Here is a 24,398-nt window from a genome sequence, read left to right on the forward strand (position 1 = left end):
CTCCCCTTACTCGTCCCGCGCGATGGTGGAAGTGCGCTTGATTTTTTGTTGGAGCTGCATCAGACCGTAAATCAGGGCTTCCGCAGTCGGCGGGCAACCCGGCACATAAACGTCTACCGGTACGACACGGTCGGCACCGCGCACGACGGAATAAGAATAATGATAATAGCCGCCGCCGTTGGCACACGAACCCATGGACAATACCCAACGCGGCTCGGCGAGCTGGTCGTACACGCGGCGCAGGGCGGGCGCCATTTTATTGGTCAGCGTACCCGCCACAATCATCAGGTCGGCCTGACGGGGAGACGGACGGAAAATAATGCCGAAACGGTCAAGGTCGTAACGCGCCATACCCGCGTGCATCATTTCCACGGCGCAGCAGGCCAAACCGAAAGTAACCGGCCACAGCGAACCGGTACGCATATAGTTCAGCACCGTATCCGCGCTGGTGGTGATGAAACCTTTTTTCAAAACGCCTTCTATTCCCATTCCAGCGCACCTTTTTTCCATTCGTAAACAAAGCCTACCGTCAGAACGACGATAAACACCAGCATAGACCAGAAGCCGTATGCGCCCAAATCTTTGAACACCACCGCCCACGGCAGCATAAACGCAACCTCCAAATCGAAGAGGATGAACAGGATGGCGACGAGATAATAACGCACGTCAAACTTCATCCTAGCGTTTTCAAAGGCTTCGAAACCACATTCGTAAGCCGCGTCTTTTTCAGCATAGTGGTGTTTCGGACCTAAAATCGTGCCGAGCAGGATAAACAGCACGCCGGCCGCAAGACCGACAAGGATGAATACGAGGACGGGAAAGTAACTGGCCAACATGGGTTTATGCCTAACTGGTTGACAGACAAATCTTAATATCCTGCTATTTTATCGAATTTCAAAATCCATTAAAAGGTAAATGTCGGTCAACCTGCAAAAAAATCTTAATAAATTCAATAAGTTTATGATAACGATTCTTATTTGTGTTTTGTTCCTTACTGTTTTATTTACCTCTTGCCGACAGTTCGCCATCCTTTTTGCAGGTAATGCTTAACAATCCAGAAACCCTGCCCGATTTGATTTTCAGACGACTTCCCCTATACTTCATAAGCATTTGCATCCTTTAACACCCCCATGCCTTGTTTTAAGTCTGAATACCCATATGATTTAAAAACCCACCCTCAAAAAGGACAATCACAATGAATTTCAACAACCTGCTCAACCAAATTTTGGGAACGGTTCAAAAAAATAGCAAATCCGTCGCCGACAGCCCGCTTAATTCTTTCGGCGGCGGTGCATTAGTGGCGGGACTGGCTTCTATGCTGATGAAAAAGAAAAACACCAAAAAACTGGTCAAAGCCGGTTCGGTCGCAGCTTTGGGTTATATTGCCTACAAAGGCTATCAAAGCTGGCAGCAAAACCGCAACCAACCCGAATTGCCGCAACAAGCGTTCGAACCTGTCGGCCAACTTGCCGAAACACACAGCCGCGTCATCCTGCGCACCATGATTGCAGCCGCCGCATCGGACGGGTCGATTGATGAAACGGAAAAACAGGTTATTGCCCGTGAAAGCGGTACAGATACAGAAACCGCCGCCTGGCTTGCCGCCGAATATGAAAGACCGGCAACAGTCGAGGAAATCGCAGCAGCCGTCGGCAACGATGAAGCTTTGGCCGCGGAAACCTATCTGGCGGCAAGATTGGTGTGTGCCGATTTATCCCGTAAAGAAATCGTGTTCTTAAGCCGACTGTCGCAAGCCTTGAAACTGGATGACCAGTTGGTGGAAAATTTGGAAAAGCAGCTTGATTTGGCTTGATAATAAGCAGGCAGACTTAAAAATATAAAGAAGGTCGTCTGAAAACCCTCAAGTGTGGTTTTCAGACGACCTTTTCCTTTCCGTCGGCGTTATTGCGTTTGCGCGGCTTTTTGTTTTTCCGCTTCTTCGATTTTTCGGTCGTTTTCGTAATCCGAACGGAAGAGCCTGTCGAAACGGATGGTGTATTTCAACTCGCCGCCGTATGAACGGCTGCCGACGCGGGCGACGGCTTGGATGGCGCGGGTGAGCTGGTACACGAGCTTGACGGACTGCTCGGCACTGGAAATACCGTATTCGTAACCTGCGTAGAGGTTGTTGGTAATCTGTTTGCCGACGGTCAGCACTTGTTCGGCGGGGTTGAGTTCGCCGGTTTGGGCGTTGCGGCTGCGTTGGCTGGTGATGCCCAAATCGTCCACCAGTCCGAGCCTGTCGTTGACTTGTCCGGCAAGGAGCGCGCCTGCCGCTGCGGAAAGTGCGGCATTGTCGCCGTCGCTGCCGCTGCTGGCGCGGTTGAGGATGAGCCAGGAGAGCTTGTCTTTTTCGCTCATCGCCTCTTTGGCAACGAGGGTCACGCGCGGATTGGAGAGGCTGCCGAGGACTTCGACGCCCGCCCCGACGGGGGAAAGGCGGCGTTCGGCGCGGATGTTCAGGTTGGGGTTGTTGAGCGGGCCGACGAAAGAAACCGTACCTTTGGTGATGTCGAGGTCTTGACCGTAGGCTTTGTAACGGCCTTTAACGACTTTAACCGTACCGACGCCTTGGATGGCTTCGCCCGGGCGGGAAGTGATGGTCAGCTTGCCGCCTATGGTGATGTCTGCGCCGTAACCGACGAAACGGATGTTGTCGTTGAGGTTGAGCGTCAGGTTGAGACTGATGGGCGTCACGGCGGCGGTTTGTTTTTTCTCTTCGCCCAACACGACGACATCGTCGTCCAACGAGGGCATGGAGGATTTTTGCGAACCGAACATACCGTAATCACTGCCCAACGTACCGTTGAGGATGAAGCCCCTGGCCTGGTTGTATTGCACTTTCGCGCTGCCGGAGAGGCGCAGGCGGCGGTTCGGACGGGAGAGGGTGTCGTATTTGTCGAAGACGACATCTACGTCAACATCTGGATCGGCGTTGGCAAGGTTGACGGAGCCTTTCAGCTCGAGCGTACCGCCTTTGTGGAACTTGAGGCTGTCGATAATCCAGCGTTGTCCCTGCAAATGGGAACGTAAAACGCCGTTGTCGAGGATGAGGCCTTGGGTTTGGTTGCGGTAGTAGAGGTTTTCACCGTTGAGCGTACCGGAAAGCTGGGGATCGCTGACGCGTCCGCCAAGGCTGACGGCGGCATTCAGACGACCTTTGACGGTTTGTCCGACGGGCAGGAAGTTGCGGAAGACTTCGAGGTCGGCGACGTTGAGGTTGAGTTTGCCGCTCAAAGGCGCAGTGTCCATGCTGGTGCCCTGTCCGATGTTGACCGTACCTTCGGCTGTACCGTAGTTGCTGGTGCCGTTCAGGGTGGCGGCGATGGTGGGCGAACCGACGCGCCCGCCTATGGCGGCGGCGGCGTTCAGACGACCTGTAATGCCTTGCGCGGTAGCGGGCAGGAAGGTTTTGATTGCGCCCAAGTCGGGGACGTTGAGGTTGATTTTGCCGCTGACCGGCGCGTTGGCGATTTTGTTGCCGAACTGCTGGCTGATGCCCAAATCGGCGTTGACGCTGCCGAAGCGGGTATTGCCTTCAAGCGTGCTGTCGATGCGGCCGTTTTGGAAACGGGTGCGCAGGGCGAGCGCGCTCAAACCCAAGGGCATTTGTTTTTTCGGGTCTTTGTTCGGCAGGATGATGTCGCCGCTTTGGCGGTTGATGTTGAGGTAGCCGCGGGCATTTTGGCTGTACGCCAAATCCCAATCGCCGCCGAGTACCAAGTTGTGTTCGACGGGGATTTTGACGAAGTTTTGCAACTCGGTGATGTGCAGGCTTTGCGCACTGCCTTTGCTGGTGATGCCGGTTTTTTTGTACCAAACGAAGTTTTGCAGGTTGAGGCTGCCGCCCATCACGCTCCAGCGCGCCGCGCTCATGGAAACGCGCTCCGCGCCTGCTTCGAGGTTCATGCGGTTTTGCAGTTTGAGGTTGAACGCGCCGCCGATGTCGAGCGTGTCCACGCTGCCTTTCCACTGATTGAAGTCTTTGTTCAGACCGCCCGCCGCGTTGACTTCGAGTTTGTAAGGTTTGCCGTCCAACGCCATGCTGCTGCTGCCGTGTATGCGGTGTTGCGCACCCGTGCCATTGAGGGACAGGTTGACCGCATCGACGACGGTCGCGCCGCCGGAAAGGGCGATGTGGCTGCCTTTGATGTCGGCGGCAAGCGGACGGTTGATGTCGGGCGTGCCTTTGAGTTTGAAATCAAGCATGCGGATGTTGACGGCTTCGCCGACACGCAAGGCGCGCGCTTCGCCGGAGAGGTCGGCTTCGTAGGTTTTCAGCCCGCCTTTGAGGTCGCCTGAAATGTAGCCGCGCGTGTTGAGCAGCCCGCCCAGTCCGAAACCGAAACGGGAAAGGTCGGGAGCGGTGATGTCGATATTGAGGCGGTCGCCTTTTTTGCCGAAGCTGCCGTTGGTTTTGACGATATTGTTGCCCAAACGCAGGTCGGTCAGCGCGCGCGGGAGGTGTCCGGATTCGTAAACGACGTCGGCTTTGCCGCTGAGGGGGACGTTGTTTAACGTACTCGGCGCAAACTGCATTTTGCCGGCGAATTTTTCTTTCGCCAGTTCGCCTGAAAGATTGATGGTACCGTTGACGCTGCCGGCGGGCAGTTTTGAGTCGAGGCGGGAAGGATTGAACGCCTTGCTGGAAACGTCGAGCTTGAGCAGGCGGTCTTTGAAGAGTTCGAGCGAACCTTGTGCCGTCAGTTCGCCGCCGTTTTGCGGTGCGACGCGGACGCGGTCGAGTTTGAGGGTGCGCTGCCCATGTTGTCTGTCGGTAACGAAGGACAGCAGGCCAGAGAGTTGCGCGCTGCCGCTTTCAAGATTCCAGTCGATAGCGGGCGAGGCGGTTTCGCCTTTGACGCCGATAAATCCGTTCCACTGACCGGCAACATTGGTGCGGACGAGGTCGTCTGAAACGAGGTTGTTCACATTAATCTTGAGCGCCAGCGCGTTTTTCACCGTATCGACCGTACCGGCGACATTGAACGAACCTTCCTCCAACAGCCCGATTTCAGATTCTTGGACGGTTACCACGCCGTTGTCGTTAATCGTGAAGTCCGCCAAAATATTGCGCACCGGAATGGCTTTTTCATCGGCAAAACCCGCCGCCTTGTTTTCCAAGTCGAGCGAGCCGTCCAGCGCGATACCGTGCGTAAACGAAGGCACGACAGTCGCGTCAAACGTCAGGTTTGCCTTAGGCAGCGATGGCAGGAAAGCAGTCGGGTTTATATTGAAACCCTTAATCAGCACCTCGCCGATCATCTTGTCCAGCGAAGCGGCAAACGGATGCACCGTAGATTTCGCCGACAAATGCACATTGTCGCCGTCCAGCAGAATTTCAGTCTGCACGTCCTGCAAGCTGCCCCACAGACGCGCCTTACCCTCTATCGTCTCGCCTTCCAGCTCGCCCTTCGTCTGAATCGTCGTATTGAGCGCAAACGGCTTCTCCAGCCCGACCACCGCCGAACCCGTCGAATTACTCCACGGCGTATCGAGGGCTTTCAAATCCAAGCGGTGTTCTTTCTGGTCGTAATGGTATGCCGCATTCAAATGGTCGAGATAGACCGTCTGCTTGTCAAAATTTTTGCCCACGCTGAGTCTGCCCGTTTCCAAACGGTCGATAAACACCAACACAGGCAAATCAATGCTCTCAGGCAGCCCTTTGGACGGCTTTTTCTCTTTCGGCGGCGTCGGCTTCGGCACGACCGCAATATCGCCCGCCACAATTTCAGTAATGTGCAGGCTGCGCTGAAACAGTTCGGACGGCTTCCAATCAAAACGGAACGCGCTGATTTTCACATCCGCCCCATCCGTTTCAATCATCCACTTATCGCCGTGAAAACCCTTAACCAGCGTACCTTCCAGCGTTTCCGACGCAATCTTCACGCCGAACCAGGACGGAATCTTGTACAAACCGAAACGCAAACCCGATTCCGTCCCCACCAGCCAGCCGATAAAGCCCGCCAGCGCGCACACCAGCACAACCAACGTCAGCAACAGAACCCGCAACCAGCACCTCTTGCGCTTGGGCGGGGTGGGTTGTGTTTCAGACGACGTAGGCACACTGTTTGGCGTTTCTTGGGTTTCTTGGACTGCTGTTTCGGACATCTTGGCTTTCTTGTATGGCTTAACGGCTTCTCAGGACTCCGCCGCACCCGACGGAATCGGCTTTTCAGACGACCCCATATCAGGACAGGTCGTCTGAAAAAGGATAATCATATCCCATTGCAGCGAATTGTGCTTGGGAAAGACAGCATTTCAGGTTTCAGACGACCCCATATGCCCGAACGTCATGCCCGAAGCGGTAAAAATGTCAACAAATGCAAAAAGGTCGTCTGAAAAGACAGCGGGAGTTTAGACCCGCATTTTCAGACGACCTCTGCGTATTTCAGCAACCCAACGCAAATCAATGAAAAGAAACGCGGCGGGTTGCCTCAAGCTGCGGCTTACCTGCCCGACAATACCGCCGCACCTGCTTTCGCGACGCTTTCGTCTTCATCGACCGAGCCGCCGCTCACGCCGACACTGCCGACGATAACGCCGTTTTTATCCACCAGCAGCACACCGCCGGGAAAAATCACCAAACCGTCGTTGGTCACCTCAATGCCGTAAAGCTCACCGCCCGGCTGCGAAGCCTTGCCCAAATCGCGGGTGGACATATTGAAATAGCGTGCCGTTTTCGCCTTTTTCTGCGCAATATCGATACTGCCGATAAACGCATCGTCCATACGCGCAAACGCCTTCAAATTACCGCCTGCGTCCATGACTGCAATATTCATCGGCACCTTGATTTCACGCGCCTTTTTCATCGAAGCCTGTACCACCGCCTGTGCCTGAGCCGTCGTCAAATCGCCCGGCAGCGTTTTGGTCAAACCCGCCGAAAACGCCGGCGCACCCAATGCCAAAGTACACAACAATGCAACTGATTTTATGCCGCGCATAACTGTCTCCTTGTATTGAATCAATGAAAGGTACTGCACTTTTGATTGTATGCCTGTCGGCGGGAACAATAAAGGTCGTCTGAAAACCATAAGACAGGTTTTCAGACGACCTCGGATGGGCTTTGGGTTTCAAACACCGTATGCCCGCGGTTTCAGCAGGTCGGATTCGCCAATCCGAAATTTACCCTTACCCCTGTTGTTGGATGATATGCACATCGCGCTGCGGGAAAGGAATATTGATATTGGCGGCACGCAGGTTTTCCACCACCTGCTCGTTCAATCCGAAGCGGAACGCGCCCAAATCGGCTTCGTTCGTCCACGCCCAAAGTGTAACTTCAATGGCGCTGTCGCCCAGGTTGGTAATAAATGTTACTGCTTCTTTGCCTTGGGTCTGCACACACAAGGGATGCTCGGTGGCGGCTTTCAAGACGGCGGCTTTGGCGGCTTTCAAATCACAGGCGTAATCGACACCGACCACCACCTGCACGCGGCACAGCGGCATGGAGGAACGGTTGACGATGCTGTTGCTCATAACGACGCTGTTGGGCAGGATGACTTCTTCGTTATCCGGCGTACTCAGCGCGGTCTGCACCATTTTAATTTCGCTAACAAAGCCTTCGAAGCCGTTGACTTTGATGTAGTCGCCGACTTTAAACGGACGGAACAGAATAATCAGCGCACCGGCGGCAAAGTTCGACAGTTGGTCTTTCAGCGACAACGCAACCGCCAAACCCGCGCCGCCGATTAAGGCGGTAACCGACGTGGTCGGGATGCCCAGCTTGCCCAGCGCGGCAATAATAATCAGGATTAACAGGCCGACGTTAGCCACATTGCCGAGGAAGCTGACGAGCGTTCTGTCCACTTTTGCGCGGGTCAGCGCAGCTTTCATCAAAATAACGAGGCGGGAGGCCATCCATTTACCAATCAGGAAAATCGCCAACGCAGCAATTAAATTGGTGCCGAATGCCATACCGGTTTCAACGAGACGTCCCCAACCTGAGAATGAGGAAAAGTTTTCGAGATCGAAATTCATAATTTTTATTTATGGTTCAAGAATGGTTGGAAATTTGGATATTAATTGGTTATGCACCAAGCCTGTCCACATTTTCAGACGACCTTAAAACCTTGTGCCCAAGCTGATGTGCCAACGGATTTTCTTGTCTTGGTGTCCGTAGGCGACGTCGAAGGAGAACGGGGCGACAGGGCTGAACCAGCGTACGCCGAGTCCTGTGCCGTGTTGCACAGTCATGTTTTTGAAATTGCTGGTAACATCGCCGACATCGTGGAAGACGGCGCCGGATACGCTTTTGGTAATCGGGAATTGGTATTCGAGGCTGCCGACCAGTAACGCCCTATCGGGAAGGACGGAATTTTTCGGACCTTCCAAGCCGATGCTGTCAAGTTCGTAACCGCGGATAGAGGATGCGCCGCCGGTACGGAACATGAGGCTGGAAGGTACGTCTTCGCCTTCGCGGGCGTAAACGTAGCCTGCTTGTCCGCGTACAATGAAGGTACCGAGTTTTTTGTTTTCGGGTGTGTAGAAATAGCCTGCGCGGGCGGTGGCGCGCGCCATGGCGGTGGAGGACAGGAAGTTGCCCAGTGTTGCGCCGATTTTGCCGTCGAGGTAGTAGCCGTTTTCGGGACGCAGCTCGGTTTCGATGTTTTGGCGTTTCCACGAGGCGGTCAGCATGGTGGCGTGGCTGCGGCCGAGGTCGTAATTGGTATCGGGCACTTTGCGGTCTTCGGTGATGAATTCGATACCGAGGCGCGATTCGATGCCGTTGCGGTCGCGCACGCGCCAAATACCGCTGGTCAGGGCGCGTTTTTCAAGGTTTTGGGTGGTCGAGCGGTTGTAGGACGTGTTGGTCGTCCAGTATTTGCCTTCGCTGTTGCGCGGCTGGCTGATACCGGCGGCGAGGGTGGTTTCGTATTTGTCCATGTCCCAAACGACGGAGCCGATGTAGCCTTTGTTGAAGAGGTTGTAGTAGTCGTAACCGATGCGTCCGCCGAGGCCGTATTCGGAATCGTAGCGGATACCGGTTTCGAGTTTGTGGCGTTTGACTTCGGTGACGTTGACTTTGACGGGCACGCGGTCGCCTTGGAGTCGGTCGAAGTCGGCTTGGACGGATGCGCCGGAGTAATGTCCGTTTTGTTCGAGCGCTTGTTGGAAGTCGAGCAAGAGGTCGAGGTCGTAAGGCGCGCCGGGTTTGAAGCGTGCCAGACCGGCGACGACGTTGTCGGGATAGCGGCGGGTACCGGTGATTTCAAAGTCGCCGAAATAAATGGGACGGTTGCTTTCGACGATCACGTTCAGATCGGCGGTGTTGTTGTTGGGATTGACGGTGGCTTGGGTGTTGCTGAGTTTGGCAAGCGGGTATTTTTTACGGGTTACTGCGCTGAGGACGGAGGTTTTGCTGCCGCTCCAGCCGTCTTGGTCAAAGTATTCGCCAACGGGCTGCTGCCAGTTGAGCATGGCTTTTTGGTAATACTCGGCAAGGTTGTCGTCTGAAAGGATGTCACCGAGGATGGCGACGCTGACGTTGTCGATTTTGGTGCGCGGGCCGGGATTGACGGCGACGGTATAGCTCGAACCGTTGTCTTGGACGTTGACGCTGCCGTTGAAATAGCCTTTGGTTTTGAGCATGGTTTTGACGTTGTCGGGCGCTTCTTCGGCGAGGAAGCCGACCTGCTCTTTGTCCAACTCTTCGTCCTGCTGCTGGGTAATCAGCGGCAGGTATTCTTCGAGCATGGATTTGACTTCGCTGTTTTTGGTTTCGATTTTGACGGGAAACTTGGGCGTCAGTTTGCCTACTTTGTCAGCCTGCTCGGATTGCCCGCCCTGCTTGAAACCGGGAATCGGTTCGTAGTCTTCGGCACGCGGCAGATCGGCTGCGGCTGCGTGTCCGTAGGCAAGGGCGAGTGAAACAATCAAAATGGGCGAAGTCAGTCTGGTCATGGCAAAAAAATGTTTCAACGGCAGAAGGGTTCTAAATTCTACCATTATTTTCAATCGGGTTTAAAACCTGCCCGAGACGGAGGAGTCGTCTGAAAAGGCGGATGCGCCTGCCCCTGCGCGACAGAAGCAAAACACATTAACTCCCTCCAATCCGAAAAATACAGCACAAACTGCCCAATTCTCTAAAAAATCAAGCATTTTTCGCCACAACAATCGATTTGATATGTAAACCTGCGCAATAATTGATATTTTCTTTTAAAATGCAACGTTTCTTAACACATAAAGTAAGAGGACGTATCATGGCAAGTGGTAATCCACTGCTGAACGCAGTCAACCGTATCGGACTTGTCCCGCAAATCATCATCGGTTTGATGTTGGGCGTCTTGGTCGGCTCCATTTCCCCGAAAGCAGGTTTGGGCGCAGGGCTGCTCGGCGAATTGTTCGTCGGCGCATTGAAAGCCGTCGCCCCCGTATTGGTGTTTGTCTTAGTAACCGCCGCGCTGGTGCAATACCGCAAAGGCGGCGAAGCCAAAATCAAACCCATCATTATTCTGTATCTCGTCGGCACATTTGCCGCAGCCGCCGTCGCCGTTGCCGCCAGTATGGCATTCCCGACCGCGCTGGTGTTTAAAGACGTAGCTACCTCCACCCTCGCCCCGCCCTCCGGCATCATCCAAGTCCTCAAAGAGCTTTTGATGAAGCTCGTGTCCAACCCGATTAACGCCATCGCGCAAGCCAACTACATCGGCATTCTCGCATGGGCGTTGGTTTTAGGCTCCGCATTGCGCCACCACGGCTCCGACACCACCCGCCAAGTCGTCGCCGACCTCTCCGACGCCGTTACCACCGTCGTGCAATGGGTTATCCGTTTCGCCCCCTTGGGTATTTTCGGACTGGTCTCCCAAACCGTTGCCGAAACCGGCTTTTCCGCCTTCCTCAGCTACGGACGCCTGCTGGCCGTCCTGCTCGGCAGCATGGCGTTTATCGCCCTCGTCGTGAACCCGCTCATCGTCTGGTCGCAAACCCGCAAAAACCCCTACGGACTGGTCTTCACCTGCCTGCGCGAAAGCGGACTCTACGCCTTCTTCACCCGCTCCTCCGCCGCCAACATCCCCGTCAACATGGCATTGGCGAAAAAACTCGGCTTGCATGAAGACACCTACTCCGTCTCCATCCCGCTGGGCGCAACCATCAACATGGCAGGTGCAGCGATTACCATCACCGTCTTAGCCATGGCAGCCGCCTACACCAAAGGCATCGTCGTCGATTACCCAACCGCCCTGCTCCTGAGCCTCGTCGCCACCGTCGGCGCATGCGGCGCATCCGGCGTTGCCGGCGGCTCGCTGCTGCTGATCCCCGTCGCCTGCAGCCTCTTGGGCATCGACAACGATTTCGCCATGCGCGTCGTCGGCGTCGGCATGATTATCGGCGTAATCCAAGACTCCGCCGAAACCGCCCTCAACTCCTCCACCGACGTACTCTTTACCGCCGCCGCCGACTTAGGCAGCCGCCGCAAAGAATAAAGATTTGGTTATTTCTCAAAAAGTCAAAAGGTCGTCTGAAATTTCAGACGACCTTTTTTCTATACTATTAAATCGAATTCATATACCCATACCGTCATTCCCGCGCAGGCGGGAATCCAGACATTCAGTTTTCAGAAATGTTTGGAGGTTGCCGTAATGCCAAACTTCTGGATTCCCGCCTGCGCGGGAATGACGCCATGAGCGATTTCTATTTTAAACCGATATACTGTGCAATTTAGAACGTGTTCATTGTCTCAGCCTCTGCTGTAAACTATCGGCATGAACAGAAAAACCTACCCAAGCGATATCAGTCGCGAGCAATTTGCGCCTCTCCTTCCCCTGCTGGAAAGTGCCCGTAAACGCACAGCGCCACGCCAGGTGGACTTGTACGATGTCTTTTGTGCCATTCTCTACCTGCAACGCACTGGCTGCTCCTGGCGCGCTTTGCCGGGCGACTTCCCCAAATGGCGCACCGTGCATTCCTACTTCCAGAGATGGACCGAACCACGCGAGAGTGGCATCAGCATCCTTGAGGAAGCATTAAAAAAATCAGGTAGTTGCGGAGCGCCGCAAGCAGGGGCGCCATGAAGCAACTACTTTCCTGATTATTGATGCGCAGAGTGTGAAGAACACGGATACCGCCATGGAAAAAGGCTACGATGCGGGCAAGAAGGTTAGCGGTATCAAGCGACATATAGCGGTTGACACGCAAGGTTTGCCGCATGCCCTTGCGGTAACGACGGCGGATGTTACGGATAGAAAAGGCTGCCTGGTGGCATTGGAACGTGGGCGGGATAATCTTGGTGCGATACAAAAAATCCTTGCTGACGGTGGTTACACGGGTAAGGCATTTGCTTCGTCAGTACAGGAGTTGATTGGTGCAGAAGTAGAGATTGCCAAACGAAACGAATTGCACCGTTTTGCAGTATTGCCGAAGCGATGGGTAGTAGAGCGCAGCTTTTCCTGGTTGGAAAAGAACAGGCGGCTTTGGAAAAACTGCGAGCGTAAGTTGAGTACCAGTCTGCAAATGGTAGCTTTGGCTTTCTTGGGAGTCCTGCTACGAAGACTATGAACACGCTCTTAGGCAGGTCGGACTTTTGAATCAGATATAGGTTTCCAACATGCATCCCTACCCTCTTACGCCACACAAGCTTTCCGCTACGACAGAAAGATAACCTAAACCTAAATAAAAGGTCGTCTGAAAATCCTGTTTTCAGACGACCTTTTGATGTATGAATTTCGTAAAATTAAGGAATAATCGGAACCTGCCCGTACAGCCGCGTTCCAACTACTTTCATCATTTTAGGATTCGGATGCTCAAAAAAACCCTCGTTTTTATATTGGTTTTATTCTTTACCGCCGCGCTTTTGCCGCTGTGGATCATGTGGCGCGATTTTCAGGTGTCGCGGTTGGATGCGGATACGGTGCGTCCGGCGGATGCTGCGGTTGTGCTTTCGACCCGTGCTTATGAAAAAGGTCGTCTGAATCCTTGTTTGGTGGCGCGCGTTGAAGCGGCTGTCGAGCTGTATCGTGCCGGCAAGGTGAAAAAGCTGGTGATGACGGGCGGAGTCAGCCGTGATTTGCAGTCCTCTGCGGGCAATATGCAGATGATTGCGGAGAAAATGGGTGTATCGAAGGCAGACATTATTCAGGAACGGGAAGCGGGCAATACGTTTGAAAACATCGTGTTCAGCCGAAAATTTATCGAAAACAGCCCGCGCGTCATCATTGTCAGCGCCGGTTTTCATTTGGCGCGGGCGCGGATGATGGCGGACAGGCAGTGGCAGGGACACGATATTCAGGTGTATGCCGCGCCGTTTTGTTCCGAGCCTTACGGCGGCTATGGTTTCACGGTATTGCGCGAGTCGGCGGCGTTTGTCAAAAACGCTTTGAAGGGCAGGTTGTAGTTTCAGACGACCCGAATGTATATCGTTAAATCATGTATAATTGCAAACAATTTGACTGTTTGATTTAACCGTTTGACCGACCTACCGACAGGACTCCGACATGATCAACCCTATCGCTGCACTTTCCCCCCTAGACGGCCGCTACGCCCAATCCGTTGAAGCATTGCGTCCGATTTTCTCCGAATACGGCCTGATGAGGGCGCGCGTCAAAGTCGAATTGAGCTGGCTCAAAGCCCTCGCCGCCGAACCGAAAATCACCGAAATTCCCGCCTTCAGCAATTTCACGCTTGCCGAAATCGACAAAGTTATCGAAAACTTTTCATTGGAAGACGCAGCCGCCGTCAAAGCCATCGAAGCGACCACCAATCATGATGTCAAAGCCATCGAATACTGGCTTAAAGAACGCTTCGCGGGCGTACCCGAAGTCGCCGCCGCCAGTGAGTTTATCCACTTCGCCTGCACCAGCGAAGACATCAACAACCTGTCCCACGCCCTAATGCTGCAAGAGGCGCGCGAAACCGTCATCCTGCCCAAACTTGCCGAAATCATCGAAAAACTCACCGGCATGGCGCACGACCTTGCCGCTGTCCCCATGATGAGCCGCACCCACGGTCAGCCCGCCACGCCGACCACCTTAGGCAAAGAAACCGCCAACATCGTGTACCGCCTGCAACGCCAGTTCAAAAACCTTCAGGCGCAAGAATTCCTCGGCAAAATCAACGGCGCGGTCGGCAACTACAACGCCCACATGGTCGCCTATCCCGACGTCGATTGGGAAACCCACTGCCGCAACTTCGTCGAAATCGGCCTCGGCCTGACCTTCAACCCCTACACAATCCAAATCGAGCCGCACGACTACATGGCTGAATTCTTCCAAACCCTCAGCCGCATCAACACCATCCTGATCGACTTCAACCGCGACGTTTGGGGTTATATTTCATTGGGTTACTTCAAACAAAAAGTCAAAGCGGGCGAAGTCGGCTCTTCCACCATGCCGCACAAAGTCAACCCCATCGACTTTGAAAACTCCGAAGGCAACCTCGGCATGGCAAACGCCGTATTGGGCTTCTTATCCGAAAAACTGCCCGTCTCCCGCTGGCAGCGCGACCTGACCGACAGCACCGTCCTGCGCAACATGGGTGTAGGCGTAGGCTATGCCGTTTTGGGTTTCGCCGCCCACCTGCGCGGCCTGAACAAGCTCGAACCCAACCCCGCCGCGCTGGCTGCCGATTTGGATGCCACTTGGGAGCTGCTCGCCGAACCGATTCAAACCGTGATGCGCCGCCACGGCGTCGCCAATCCTTACGAAAAACTGAAAGACCTGACGCGCGGCAAAGGCGGCATCACGCCCGAAGTGCTGAAAGTCTTCATCGAATCGCTGGAAATCCCCGCCGAAGCCAAATCCCAACTGCTCGCCCTGACCCCCGCGCTCTACATCGGCAAAGCGGAAGAATTGGCGAAACGGATTTGATGCAGCCTTGATGATTTGAGATTGAGTTGAAACAAAAGGTCGTCTGAAAACCAAAACTGATGGTTTTCAGACGACCTTTTTGTCAAATAAGAGTAGCGCGGGCTTTGCACACGACTTTCAACCCAGACATCAGAATCCAATCATTTCTATTCATTCGTGGGTAAAACCCACGCTACGGGCTTAGTTTTTGATACGGAACCCACCACCAGCCGTCATTCCCGCGCAGGCGGGAATCCATCGTAAAATCTGAGAAGCCTTGATTTGAAAAACAGTTTCTGAATTTCAAAAATGAATTCCCGCCTGCGCGGGAATGACGACGACCGGTAAGTTGCATACCGAAAATAAAGTAATTCAGCTATACCCACAAAATAAATACAAGTACACACACCCGATTCAAACTGACGGACGGAAAATCCCGTGGGCAAAGCCCACGCTACGGGGTTCGGTTATCTCAAAGCGTGTTTTGATGAATAAAGGTCGTCTGAAAACCGCGTTCGGCTTTGCAGCATCACCAGCCCGCCTGTTGGCACGACTTTTCGCTTACGCTTTAAACGCATCCAGCCAAATCCGCCAGCTCTCGTCGGTATCGGCGCAGACGGTCAGGGTTTCGCCGTTTTCGATGCTTTGGAATGAGAGGCTGCGGGCGTGGAGCATGAGGCGGGTGGTGCCGAGATGGGCGGCGGTGGCGTGGTTTTGGCGCAGGTCGCCGTAGTTGGTGTCGCCGACGATGGGGTGGAAGATGTGTTTCATGTGGCGGCGCAGTTGGTGTTTGCGGCCTGTGTGCGGGATGAGTTCTGCCCATGAGTAGCGCGAGGTCGGGTAGCGGGCGGCGGATTGGAAGGGCAATTCGGTGCGCGCAAGGCAGCGGTATCGGGTTTGGGCTTCTTGGAGGGTGGCTTCGGTTTGGGATTCGGCGATTTTGTCGGGCTGATATTTGAGGGGGTAGTCGATGAGTCCGTCGTCGGGCAAATATCCGCGCACGATTGCCCAATAGGTTTTGCATGTGGTTTTTTGTTCGAACTGCTGCGTCAGCAGGCGGGCGGCTTCGGGGTCGAGGGCAAACAGGAGGACGCCGGATGTGGGGCGGTCGAGGCGGTGGGCGGGATAGACGTGTTGTCCGATTTGGTCGCGCAGGGTTTGCATGACGAACTGTGTTTCGTGGCGGTCGAGCCAGCTTCGGTGGACGAGCATTCCGGCGGGTTTGTTGACGGCGATGGTGCGGCTGTCGCGGTAGAGGATGTCGAGCATGGTCTGATGTGGGCGGAAATGGGGAATTGTAACGCAAGCGGTCGCGGCTGAGACGGCAATCTTGGGCTGGAACGCATGATTCGGTTCAAATAAGGAACACTTGCTGCCGTTCATGTTTGCGTTTTCAGACGACCTCGGGTTCTGTCGGTTACAATGTGGGGGTTCAACAAGATGAAGGAAAAACCGTGAGCCTGCTCAAAAAACTGCCCAAGCCTATGCTGACCGATGAGGCGCGCCGCGAGATTCAGGCGCGGGAGTCGTATCATGTTTTGAAGATTATTTCGGAATTTGTCGAGGCGGGCGAGGAGCTGCGGGCGATTCAGCCTGCGGTCAGCATTTACGGCAGCGCGCGCACGCCGGAAAACCATCCCGATTATGAATTTACGCTGCGTCTGGCGCGCAAGCTCTCGGATGCCGGTTTTTCCGTCATTTCGGGCGGCGGGCCGGGGATTATGGAAGCGGCGAACAAGGGCGCGTTTGCGGGCGCAAGCCCTGCGGTCGGGCTGAATATCGTGTTGCCGCACGAGCAAAAAGCCAATCCGTATCAGGATTTGTCCATCAAGTTCCAGCATTTCTTCCCGCGCAAAGTGATGTTTGTGAAACACGCGGTCGCGTATGTCGTCATGCCCGGCGGCTTCGGCACGCTGGACGAATTGTTTGAAAGCCTGACGCTGGTGCAGACAGGCAAAACGCCCGACCGCCCGATTATCTTGGTGGGCAAGGATTTTTGGTCGGGCTTGTTGGACTGGATACGCAAAGAGCTGCTCGGGCGCGGGCTGATTTCGGAAGCTGATATGGATTTAATCCGACTGATTGACGGTGAAGACGAAATCATCGAAGAAATCTTCGCGCACTACGAAAACCGCTTGGAAGATTTTTCCGAAGGCGTCAACGCGTGGTCGCTCGGATTGTGATGGGCTGAGAGGTCGTCTGAAAACATTCCGAACCTCGCGGGTTGAGCTGAAATCAAGACAAGGCGGCAACGCCGTATCGGTTTCCAGTTAACCCGAGATATAGTGGATTAAATTTAAATCAGGACAAGGCGAGGCAACGCCGTACTGGTTTAAAGTTAAGCCACTATAGAATCGTTTCAGACGACCCCTGCCTATTTCGGTACAATACCTTTTCGCCGCAAGGCAGCCACGCCGCTGCGAATATTCCCTTTATCCAATCCACCCGACCCAACCCAACCGTTCATGACCGATACCGCTCAAATCATTACCAGCTACGGCCGCCGCTACATCGTGCGCACGCCCGACGGCAAAACCTACGAAGCCAGCACGCGCAAAAAGCGGGTGGACTTCGCCTGCGGCGACCGCGTGCATATCCAAACCGTCAACGCCGAACAAGCCGTCATCGAAGACTACCTGCCGCGCGAAAGCCTGCTCTACCGCCAAGACGCTTGGAAAACCAAGCTCATCGCCGCCAACGTCAGCCAGCTCCTTATCGTTACCGCCGCCGTTCCCTCTCCCAGTGAAGCCCTGCTGCAACGCGCCCTCCTAGCCGCCGAAGCCGCGGGCATCCAAGCCGTCATCATCCTGAACAAGGCCGACCTGCCCGAAACCGCCCTCTGGCGCGAAAAACTCAAATTCTACGAAACGCTCGGTTACCCCGTCATCGAAACCCGCGCGCTGGAAAACGCCGACATCCTGCGCCCCGTCCTGCAAGGGCATACCAACATCCTGCTCGGACAAAGCGGTATGGGCAAATCCACTCTGACCAACGCCCTCTTGGGCAACCAAACCGCCCGCACCGGCGACATTTCCACCGCGCTCGACTCCGGCAAACACACCACCACCCACGCCCAGCTTTACGATTTAAACGAAGCAACCCAATTAATCGACTCCCCAGGTTTGCAAGAATTCGGCCTGCACCACCTCCAAGCCGCCGATCTGCTGCAATACTTCCCCGACCTAAACCACCTCGTCGGGCAATGCCGCTTCCACAACTGCACCCACCGCGCCGAACCCGGCTGCGCCGTCAAAGCCGCCGCCGAAGCAGGCGAAGCCAAGCCCGAACGCATCGAATTTTTGCAACGGATAACGGATGAGTTGTTGAGGTAGGGTAGGCAATCGGAATTGTCTTTATGAAATAAAAAAACGTCGTCTGAAAACTTGTAAAACAGGTTTTCAGACGACCTTTTTTCATAACGGCAAACTTACGCAACCGCAGGAGCGACGGCTTTCACATAGTTCAGCGCGATAAACTGCTTTTCTGGATCAAGCTCGGTGATTTTGAGCAGGACTTGCGATTTGGGCAGCGCGTCAAACAGAATACCGGTCGCGCGCGTTACCAGCGGCAGCCCCTCAATGCGGACGAGGTCTTCCTTGAGGATGGTAGCCGTCAGCTCGTTCGTGCCTTGCTGTTGCAGGTACACGAGGCTCCAGTAGGCTTCCATTTGGCGTTGGAAGTCGGCGTAGGCTGTATAGGCAGTATCGAAGTCGCGCAGCGCGGCGAAAAGCTCGGCATCGCTGTTTTGGTACAGCGTCTCGGCAGTGTCGTCTATCAGGCTGAGGAGTTGTTTTTGGTTGATGTAGTCGGCGGCGCGGCGCAGCGGTGAGGTGAACCAGCCGTAATGCTGTACGCCCATGCCGATGTGCGGCTCGGATTTGGTGCTCATGCGCACTTTTCCGGCGGGTTGCACGCGGAAGAGGCCGGGCAGGTCGTTATCATGGAGCATCTGCGCCCAAGTGCTGTTGGCGAGTATCATCATCTCGCTGACCAGCGTATCGATGGGCGAACCGCGTTCGCGGCGGACGACGGATACGTTGCCTTCCTCATCCAATTCGATGCTGTAATCGTATTGCGGCGCGCGGTCGGGTTCGTATTTGCCGCGTGCTTTTTGCAGGGCGACGGCAAATTGGTGCAACCAAATCAGGTCTTGATGATGGGCGAACATCATTTCACCGGCTTCGTCCAAGCCGGTTTCGGCGTTGAAATGCGGCTCGATGGCTTGGATGCGCAGGTTTTCGGCGATGTTGACGGCTTCGATTTTGCAGGTCGGCTCGCCGACGTTGAATTCGCTGTCCACATCGAAATAAATGCTGACGGCAGGACGGTACGCGCCCGCATCGAGGCTGAACGCGGCAATCCAGTTTTCGGGCAGCATGGTGATTTTGCCGCCAGGAAAATAGACCGTGCTCAAGCGTTCCATGATGTTTTTTTCCATTTTGTCGCCCGGTTTAACGGCAAGCGACGGCGCGGCGATGTGGATGCCGACGCGTTTCGTGCCGTTGCCCAAGTCGGTCAGGCTCAAGGCGTCGTCCACTTCGGTGGTTGATTCGTCGTCGATGGAAAAGGCGGTAACGTCGGCCTTGGGCAGGTCGGGCATTTCAGGAAGGGGGAGGTCGGGGAAACCTGTTCCTTTGGGGAAGTATTTGATTTCAAACCCGTCTTGCAGATATTGGGGAATGGACGTAATGCCGCCTGTCTTTTTCGCCAATTCATAGGCGGAGGTTTTCAGCGCGTCGGCGGCTTTGGTAAAGGCTTTGTAGGTCAGCGACTGCTTGTCGGGAGCGTGCAGGATGGTTTTCAAATCCGCCGCGATTTCAGGCGGCATCTCGCCGCGTTTCAAGGCTTCCGCCCAAGCGTCGATTTGCGCGTCTTGCTGTTTTTTGCGTTCGATGGCGGCAAGCGCTTGTTTTAAGGTCTCTTCTGGCGCTGCTTTGAACACGCCTTTGGCTTTTTTGTAGAAATACATCGGCGCAGCGTAAAGCGCAATCAAGGTTGCCGCCAGCTCGGTTTTGGTCGGCGCATGACCGTAATATTCTTCGGCGATCGCCTCGGCGGAAAATTCTTCTTCGCCGCATACTTCCCACAATAAATCGGTGTCGATGTCCGCCGCCTGCGCCTGCGCGTTCTCCAAAAACGCCGCCATATCGCCGTCGAACTCGGCAAAGACATTATTCGCCTTCACTTTGGTGCGCTTGCCGTGTTGGGTATCGACTTGGTAAGTGGCGTCGTTTTTTTGGACGATGGCGGCGACTTTGAACTGGCCGGACTCTTCGTAAAAGATATTCATGTATTGCTGCTGTCAGGTTGAAGTGGGAAACGGACGATTTTAGCAGATTCTTGTTGATAAAGACGGACAAAAGGTCGTCTGAAAAACTTGCCCTCCCCTTCTCATTTCATAGAAACCGCCTTTTCAGACGACTTCCGCCTACTTTGACCGCGCTCAAACCTGCTGCGCTCCGCCCATGCTCCCTGATTTGAAATAATTTATTTAAAAATAAAAGGATAGCCTTTTATTTTGCCCGAGGTCGTCTGAAAACCTGCGCTTTGCAAACCTGTGGTTTAGGATTAGTATAACTATACCAATTTATCCCAAATCCATTTCAAATCATTCACTTCGGAGAGATTCCATGAGCTACACGGCCCCTGTAAACGAATTGCGTTTCGGCATCCGCGTGCACGGCAGGTTGGACGAAATCCTGCAACTGCCCCATGCGGAAGGTTTGGATGCGGAAACGGTGGATGCGGTGCTGGACGAGGCGGCGCGGTTTGCGTCGGAACAATGGGCGGACACCAACCGCACCGGCGATCTGCACGGCGCGGGTTTTTCAGACGACCTGATCACCATCCATCCCGATTTGGCGCGTGCCTACTATGATTTCTGCGAAGCGGGCTGGGCGGGTTTGCGCGCGCCGGCGGAGTTTGGCGGACAGGGGCTGCCGGCGGTCGTGTCGGCGGCGTGTGAAGAGATGTGGTGCGCCGCCAACCTCGCCCTGTCGTTGATGCCGATGCTGACGCTGGGGGCGGTGGACGCGCTGTTTAAACACGGCAGCGAGGAGCAGAAACAGACCTACCTGCCGAAAATGTGCAGCGGCGAGTGGGCGGGAACGATGAATTTGAGCGAACCGCAGGCGGGTTCGGATTTGAACCATATCGCCACCCGCGCCGTGCCGAAAGAAAACGGTGCGTATGCCCTCAGCGGTCAGAAAATCTTCATCACTTGGGGCGATCAGGAAATGACGGAAAACATCGTCCATCTGGTGCTCGCGCGCCTGCCCGATGCCGCGCCGGGCGTGCAGGGCGTGTCGATGTTTATCGTGCCGAAATATTTGGTGAACGCGGACGGCAGCTTGGGCGGATGCAACGGCGTGCGCGCCATCGGCATCGAACACAAGCTCGGCATACACGCCAGTCCGACCTGTACGATGGAGTTCGACAACGCCGAAGGCTATCTGGTCGGCAGGGCGGGCAAGGGTTTGGCGTATATGTTTACCATGATGAAAACCGCGCGGCTGAACGTCGGCATCGAAGGCCACGCCGTCGCCGAACGCGCCTATCAAAACGCGCTCGCCTATGCCAAAGAACGCGTGCAGGGACGCGACGAGGCGGACGGTTCAGACGACGTAGCGATTATCCGCCATCCCGACGTGCGCCGTATGTTGTTGATACAAAAGGCAACGCTCGCCGCCCAACGCGCCCTCTATCTGCGCGCCGCCGCCCTGACCGATTTTGCCGCCGCCTGCCCCGACAACGTATTGCGCAAAGAAGCGGAGCGCGAACTGGATTTCCTGATTCCCATCGTCAAAGCCTGGCCGACCGACAACGGCGTCGTACTGACCAACCTCGCCGTCCAGATTTACGGCGGCGCGGGCTACGTCGAAGAAAGCGGCGTGGCGCAATACCTGCGCGACGTGCGGATTACGCCGATTTACGAAGGCACCAACGGCATACAGGCCGCCGATTTGGCAGGACGCAAAACCACCGGCAAAAATGGCGCGCTGCCCTTGAAGCTGCTCGCCGAAGGCAAAGGGCTGGCGGACAAACTCGCCGCAGTCGAACCCGCCGCCGCGCAGCAACTGGCGCAAGCCATTGAAACGGCAGAACAAAGCATCGCCCGCATGGTTGGATACGCCGACCGTCCCGCCCTCGCCACCGCCGCGTCCAACGCCTACCTGCAACAAATGGGGCTGACGCTCGGCGCCATCGGACTCGCCCGCGCCTACCTTGCCGCCGAAGCCGCCCAAGCGGAAGACGCTGACGGCTTCGGCAGCGGTTTTTACGCCGCGCAGCAACACAACGCCCGCGTCTATTGCGCCCACGTCCTGCCGCAGGTTTACGCCTGCGCCGCGCAGATTGAAAACGCGCAGGCATTGCTGGATGTGCCGTTAGAACTTTATTGACGGATACGGGTTTGAAAAAGGTCGTCTGAAACTGAAAATCAGGTTTCAGACGACCTTTTTATGGGTTTCAACTTATCCTTTTAAACGGCGGCAGGCTGGCTAATAATTGTTGGCCGTATCGCTGCGTTTTGACGCGGTTGTCGAGGATGGTCACGCGGCCGTAGTCTTGTTCGGTGCGGATGAGGCGGCCGACGGCTTGGATGAGTTTGATGCCGGCTTCGGGGACGGTGATTTCGATGAAGGGGTTGCCGCCGCGCTGTTCTATCCAGCGGTTTTGGGTTTTTTCGATAGGGTTGTCGGGCATGGCGAAGGGGAGTTTGGCGATGATGACTTGCACGCAGGCGGTGCCGGGCAGGTCGAGTCCTTCGGCGAAGCTGTCGAGTCCGAAGATGATGCTGGCTTTGCCTTCTTCTATGGCTTGGTGGTGTTTTTGCAGGAGGACGGCTTTGGGCAATTCGCCTTGTACGAGCAAGAGCGGCAGGTAGTCGTCGGGCAGGCGCAGGGCGACATCCTGCATTTGTTTGCGCGAGGAAAACAGGACGAGCGTGCCGATGGCTTCGGTGGGCGAAATGAGCTTGGGCAGCCATTCGACGATGGCGGCGGTATGCGCGGCGGGGTCTTTGGGACTGGCGTGCACGGGCGGGATGTAGAGTTCGCCTTGCGCGTCGAAATCAAACGGGCTTTCTAGGGCGAGGGTGGTGGTTTCGGGCAGCCATTGCAGTCCGGTTTGACGCAGGATGAGGTTGAAGCTGCCCAAGGATTGCAGGGTGGCGGAGGTCAACACTGCGCCTGCCGCGCGCCGCCACAGGCTGTTGGCGAGGTGGGACGCGCTGCTGATGGGGCTGGCGTTGAAAATGTAGTCGTTTTTGTCGTCGGCGCGGCGGGTTATCCATTTTGCCAGCGGTTCTTCGCCCTCGAGGGGGACGGTGGAGAGTAAATCCCATGTGGCGGTGATTTGTTCGATGCGGGCGCGGAATACGCCGAATTCGGTACTCAGGCGGTCGATTTGCGCGCTGTTTTGGTCTTTGTCGCGGCGGGCGGCGGACAGGGCGTCGTTGAGGCTGTTGATGTGTTTGTAGAGGCTGCGGGCGGCGATGGCGGTGTTGGAAACGGTGGTTTCGAGGCCTTCGGGGATTTTGCCGTCTTCCCACAGCCAAGTCGGTTCGCTGTTTGTCCGTCTGTCGTTTTCAGACGACCCCAAGCTCAAAGACGGCTCTTCGGCGAGGTGGAACTGCCATTCGTGCAGGCTTTCGAGCAGCGCGGCGGCGGCTTCGTCGGCAAGGTTCGCCAACTCTCCTTTGTCGGTGAGTGCGGCGATTTTGCCGGTAACCTGCGGCAGTTTTTCCAACGCCCACACTGCTTGGTTCCACGAATGCTCGGCGGCAAACTGGCTGAGTGCTTTTTTGGGCAGATGGTGCGCTTCGTCGATGCAGTAGAAGCTGTTTTCAGGGTCGGGCAAAATCACGCCGCCGCCCATGCTGATGTCGACCATCAGCAAATCGTGGTTGGTTACGACGACATCGACGGTTTCCAGCGTGTCGCGGGCAAGGTAAAACGGGCATTCCGGGCGGTTCGGACAGGCGGCTTTGAGGCAGCCGTAGTTGTCGTTGTTCACCTTCATCCAGATGGTGTCGTCGATTTTTTCCGGCCAAGTGTCGCGGTCGCCGTTGAACCGACGGGCGGAAAATTCGTCGGCGATGTCGCGCAGCAGCTTCAATTCTTCGGGCTTGGGTTTGCTGTCCCACAAGACGGCGGGGGCTTCGAAGCCGAGCAGGTTTTGCTGAGCGTTGCTTTGCGTGAGTTGGTAGAGTTTGTAGGGGCAGAGATAGCGGCCGCGCCCTTTGGCAAGCGCGAAGGTCAGCTCCAAACCGCTTTTTTCAACCAGAAACGGCAGGTCGCGGTCAACCAACTGCTCCTGCAAGGCAACCGTCGCGCTGCTCACAATCAGCCGCTTGCCGCGCGTCTGCGCCATAATGCCGCCCGCTAGCAGGTAGGCAAGCGATTTGCCCACGCCGGTCGGCCCTTCGATTACGGCAATGCTCTCGCCCTCGCGCTTGGGCGGCTCGCCGCCTTCTTCGCGCGTCAACGTCCGCGAAAAAGCGTTGGCAACCGCCGCAATCATTTCCCGCTGCGAAGCGCGCGGACGGAAACCGGGCAGGTTTTTGCCGATATTTTGGTAATGGTCGCGGATGGCGTTTTTTTCTAAATCGGTGAGCAT

The 24,398-nt window shown here is 55.5% G+C and carries 17 protein-coding genes; 8 read left to right on the forward strand and 9 right to left on the reverse strand.

Annotated features, from left to right (window positions below):
• Positions 1 to 6 precede the first annotated feature (6 nt).
• Entirely contained in the window at positions 7 to 489 is a 483-nt protein-coding gene (locus tag NM96_11030; GenBank protein ID AVR79786.1) for an NADH-quinone oxidoreductase subunit B, read from the reverse strand.
• Positions 480 to 836, reverse strand: coding sequence for an NADH-quinone oxidoreductase subunit A (locus NM96_11035; GenBank protein AVR79787.1), 357 nt, complete (start codon positions 834 to 836; stop codon positions 480 to 482). The genes NM96_11030 and NM96_11035 overlap by 10 nt, the downstream gene beginning before the upstream one ends.
• 359 nt (positions 837 to 1,195) lie before the next feature.
• Between NM96_11035 and NM96_11040 the strand changes: the two genes are divergently transcribed.
• Positions 1,196 to 1,813, forward strand: coding sequence for a DUF533 domain-containing protein (locus NM96_11040; GenBank protein AVR79788.1), 618 nt, complete (start codon positions 1,196 to 1,198; stop codon positions 1,811 to 1,813).
• A gap of 89 nt (positions 1,814 to 1,902) precedes the next feature.
• Here the strand turns inward: NM96_11040 and NM96_11045 are convergent, their stop codons facing one another.
• The 4 genes from NM96_11045 to NM96_11060 all read right to left on the reverse strand — a co-directional run bounded on the left by NM96_11045 (position 1,903) and on the right by NM96_11060 (position 9,900).
• Positions 1,903 to 6,111 (reverse strand): translocation/assembly module TamB, encoded by a 4,209-nt coding sequence (locus NM96_11045; protein AVR79789.1) that lies wholly within the window; start codon positions 6,109 to 6,111, stop codon positions 1,903 to 1,905.
• A 338-nt stretch (positions 6,112 to 6,449) separates the two neighbouring features.
• A complete protein-coding gene (locus NM96_11050) occupies positions 6,450 to 6,944 on the reverse strand; it encodes a heme-binding protein (protein ID AVR79790.1) in 495 nt (164 codons plus the stop codon).
• A 187-nt stretch (positions 6,945 to 7,131) separates the two neighbouring features.
• Positions 7,132 to 7,977 carry a mechanosensitive ion channel family protein gene (locus NM96_11055; GenBank protein ID AVR79791.1) on the reverse strand — a complete coding sequence of 282 codons (846 nt, stop codon included), beginning with the start codon at positions 7,975 to 7,977 and terminating at the stop codon, positions 7,132 to 7,134.
• 84 nt (positions 7,978 to 8,061) lie between these two features.
• Positions 8,062 to 9,900 (reverse strand): hypothetical protein, encoded by a 1,839-nt coding sequence (locus NM96_11060; protein ID AVR80329.1) that lies wholly within the window; start codon positions 9,898 to 9,900, stop codon positions 8,062 to 8,064.
• A 299-nt stretch (positions 9,901 to 10,199) separates the two neighbouring features.
• Here NM96_11060 and NM96_11065 point away from each other — a divergent pair, with 299 nt between their 5' ends.
• From NM96_11065 to NM96_11080, 4 genes are all read left to right on the forward strand, one after another.
• The gene (locus NM96_11065; protein ID AVR79792.1) at positions 10,200 to 11,423 is read left to right on the forward strand and encodes a serine/threonine transporter SstT; all 1,224 of its coding nucleotides are present in this window, start codon (positions 10,200 to 10,202) and stop codon (positions 11,421 to 11,423) included.
• Between the two features lie 279 nt (positions 11,424 to 11,702).
• Positions 11,703 to 12,495 (forward strand): IS5 family transposase gene (locus NM96_11070; GenBank protein AVR79793.1). Its coding sequence is split into 2 segments (ribosomal slippage): positions 11,703 to 11,968 and positions 11,967 to 12,495, totalling 795 coding nucleotides; the frame shifts between segments, so codons are not numbered across the junction.
• Between the two features lie 241 nt (positions 12,496 to 12,736).
• Positions 12,737 to 13,330: a YdcF family protein gene (locus NM96_11075; GenBank protein AVR79794.1), complete on the forward strand. Its 594-nt coding sequence runs from the start codon at positions 12,737 to 12,739 to the stop codon at positions 13,328 to 13,330.
• A gap of 100 nt (positions 13,331 to 13,430) precedes the next feature.
• On the forward strand, positions 13,431 to 14,801 hold the full coding sequence (locus NM96_11080) for an adenylosuccinate lyase (protein ID AVR79795.1): 1,371 nt from the start codon (positions 13,431 to 13,433) through the stop codon (positions 14,799 to 14,801).
• A gap of 540 nt (positions 14,802 to 15,341) precedes the next feature.
• Here NM96_11080 and NM96_11085 read toward each other — a convergent pair.
• On the reverse strand, positions 15,342 to 16,049 hold the full coding sequence (locus NM96_11085; GenBank protein ID AVR80330.1) for a tRNA pseudouridine(65) synthase TruC: 708 nt from the start codon (positions 16,047 to 16,049) through the stop codon (positions 15,342 to 15,344).
• Between the two features lie 185 nt (positions 16,050 to 16,234).
• Here NM96_11085 and NM96_11090 point away from each other — a divergent pair, with 185 nt between their 5' ends.
• Together NM96_11090 and rsgA are read left to right on the forward strand one after the other, a co-directional pair.
• The gene (locus NM96_11090; GenBank protein AVR80331.1) at positions 16,235 to 16,963 is read left to right on the forward strand and encodes a TIGR00730 family Rossman fold protein; all 729 of its coding nucleotides are present in this window, start codon (positions 16,235 to 16,237) and stop codon (positions 16,961 to 16,963) included.
• Between the two features lie 282 nt (positions 16,964 to 17,245).
• Positions 17,246 to 18,112, forward strand: coding sequence for a ribosome small subunit-dependent GTPase A (rsgA, locus tag NM96_11095; protein AVR79796.1), 867 nt, complete (start codon positions 17,246 to 17,248; stop codon positions 18,110 to 18,112).
• A gap of 95 nt (positions 18,113 to 18,207) precedes the next feature.
• Here rsgA and NM96_11100 read toward each other — a convergent pair whose 3' ends face one another.
• Positions 18,208 to 20,070, reverse strand: coding sequence for a ribonuclease II (locus NM96_11100; GenBank protein ID AVR79797.1), 1,863 nt, complete (start codon positions 20,068 to 20,070; stop codon positions 18,208 to 18,210).
• A gap of 340 nt (positions 20,071 to 20,410) precedes the next feature.
• Between NM96_11100 and NM96_11105 the strand changes: the two genes are divergently transcribed.
• Positions 20,411 to 22,180: an acyl-CoA dehydrogenase gene (locus NM96_11105; GenBank protein ID AVR79798.1), complete on the forward strand. Its 1,770-nt coding sequence runs from the start codon at positions 20,411 to 20,413 to the stop codon at positions 22,178 to 22,180.
• Between the two features lie 67 nt (positions 22,181 to 22,247).
• Here the strand turns inward: NM96_11105 and NM96_11110 are convergent, their stop codons facing one another.
• Positions 22,248 to 24,398 carry an ATP-dependent DNA helicase DinG gene (locus NM96_11110; protein ID AVR79799.1) on the reverse strand — a complete coding sequence of 717 codons (2,151 nt, stop codon included), beginning with the start codon at positions 24,396 to 24,398 and terminating at the stop codon, positions 22,248 to 22,250.

It is taken from the genome of Neisseria mucosa (assembly GCA_003028315.1).
Classification (GTDB): Bacteria; Pseudomonadota; Gammaproteobacteria; order Burkholderiales; family Neisseriaceae; genus Neisseria; species Neisseria mucosa.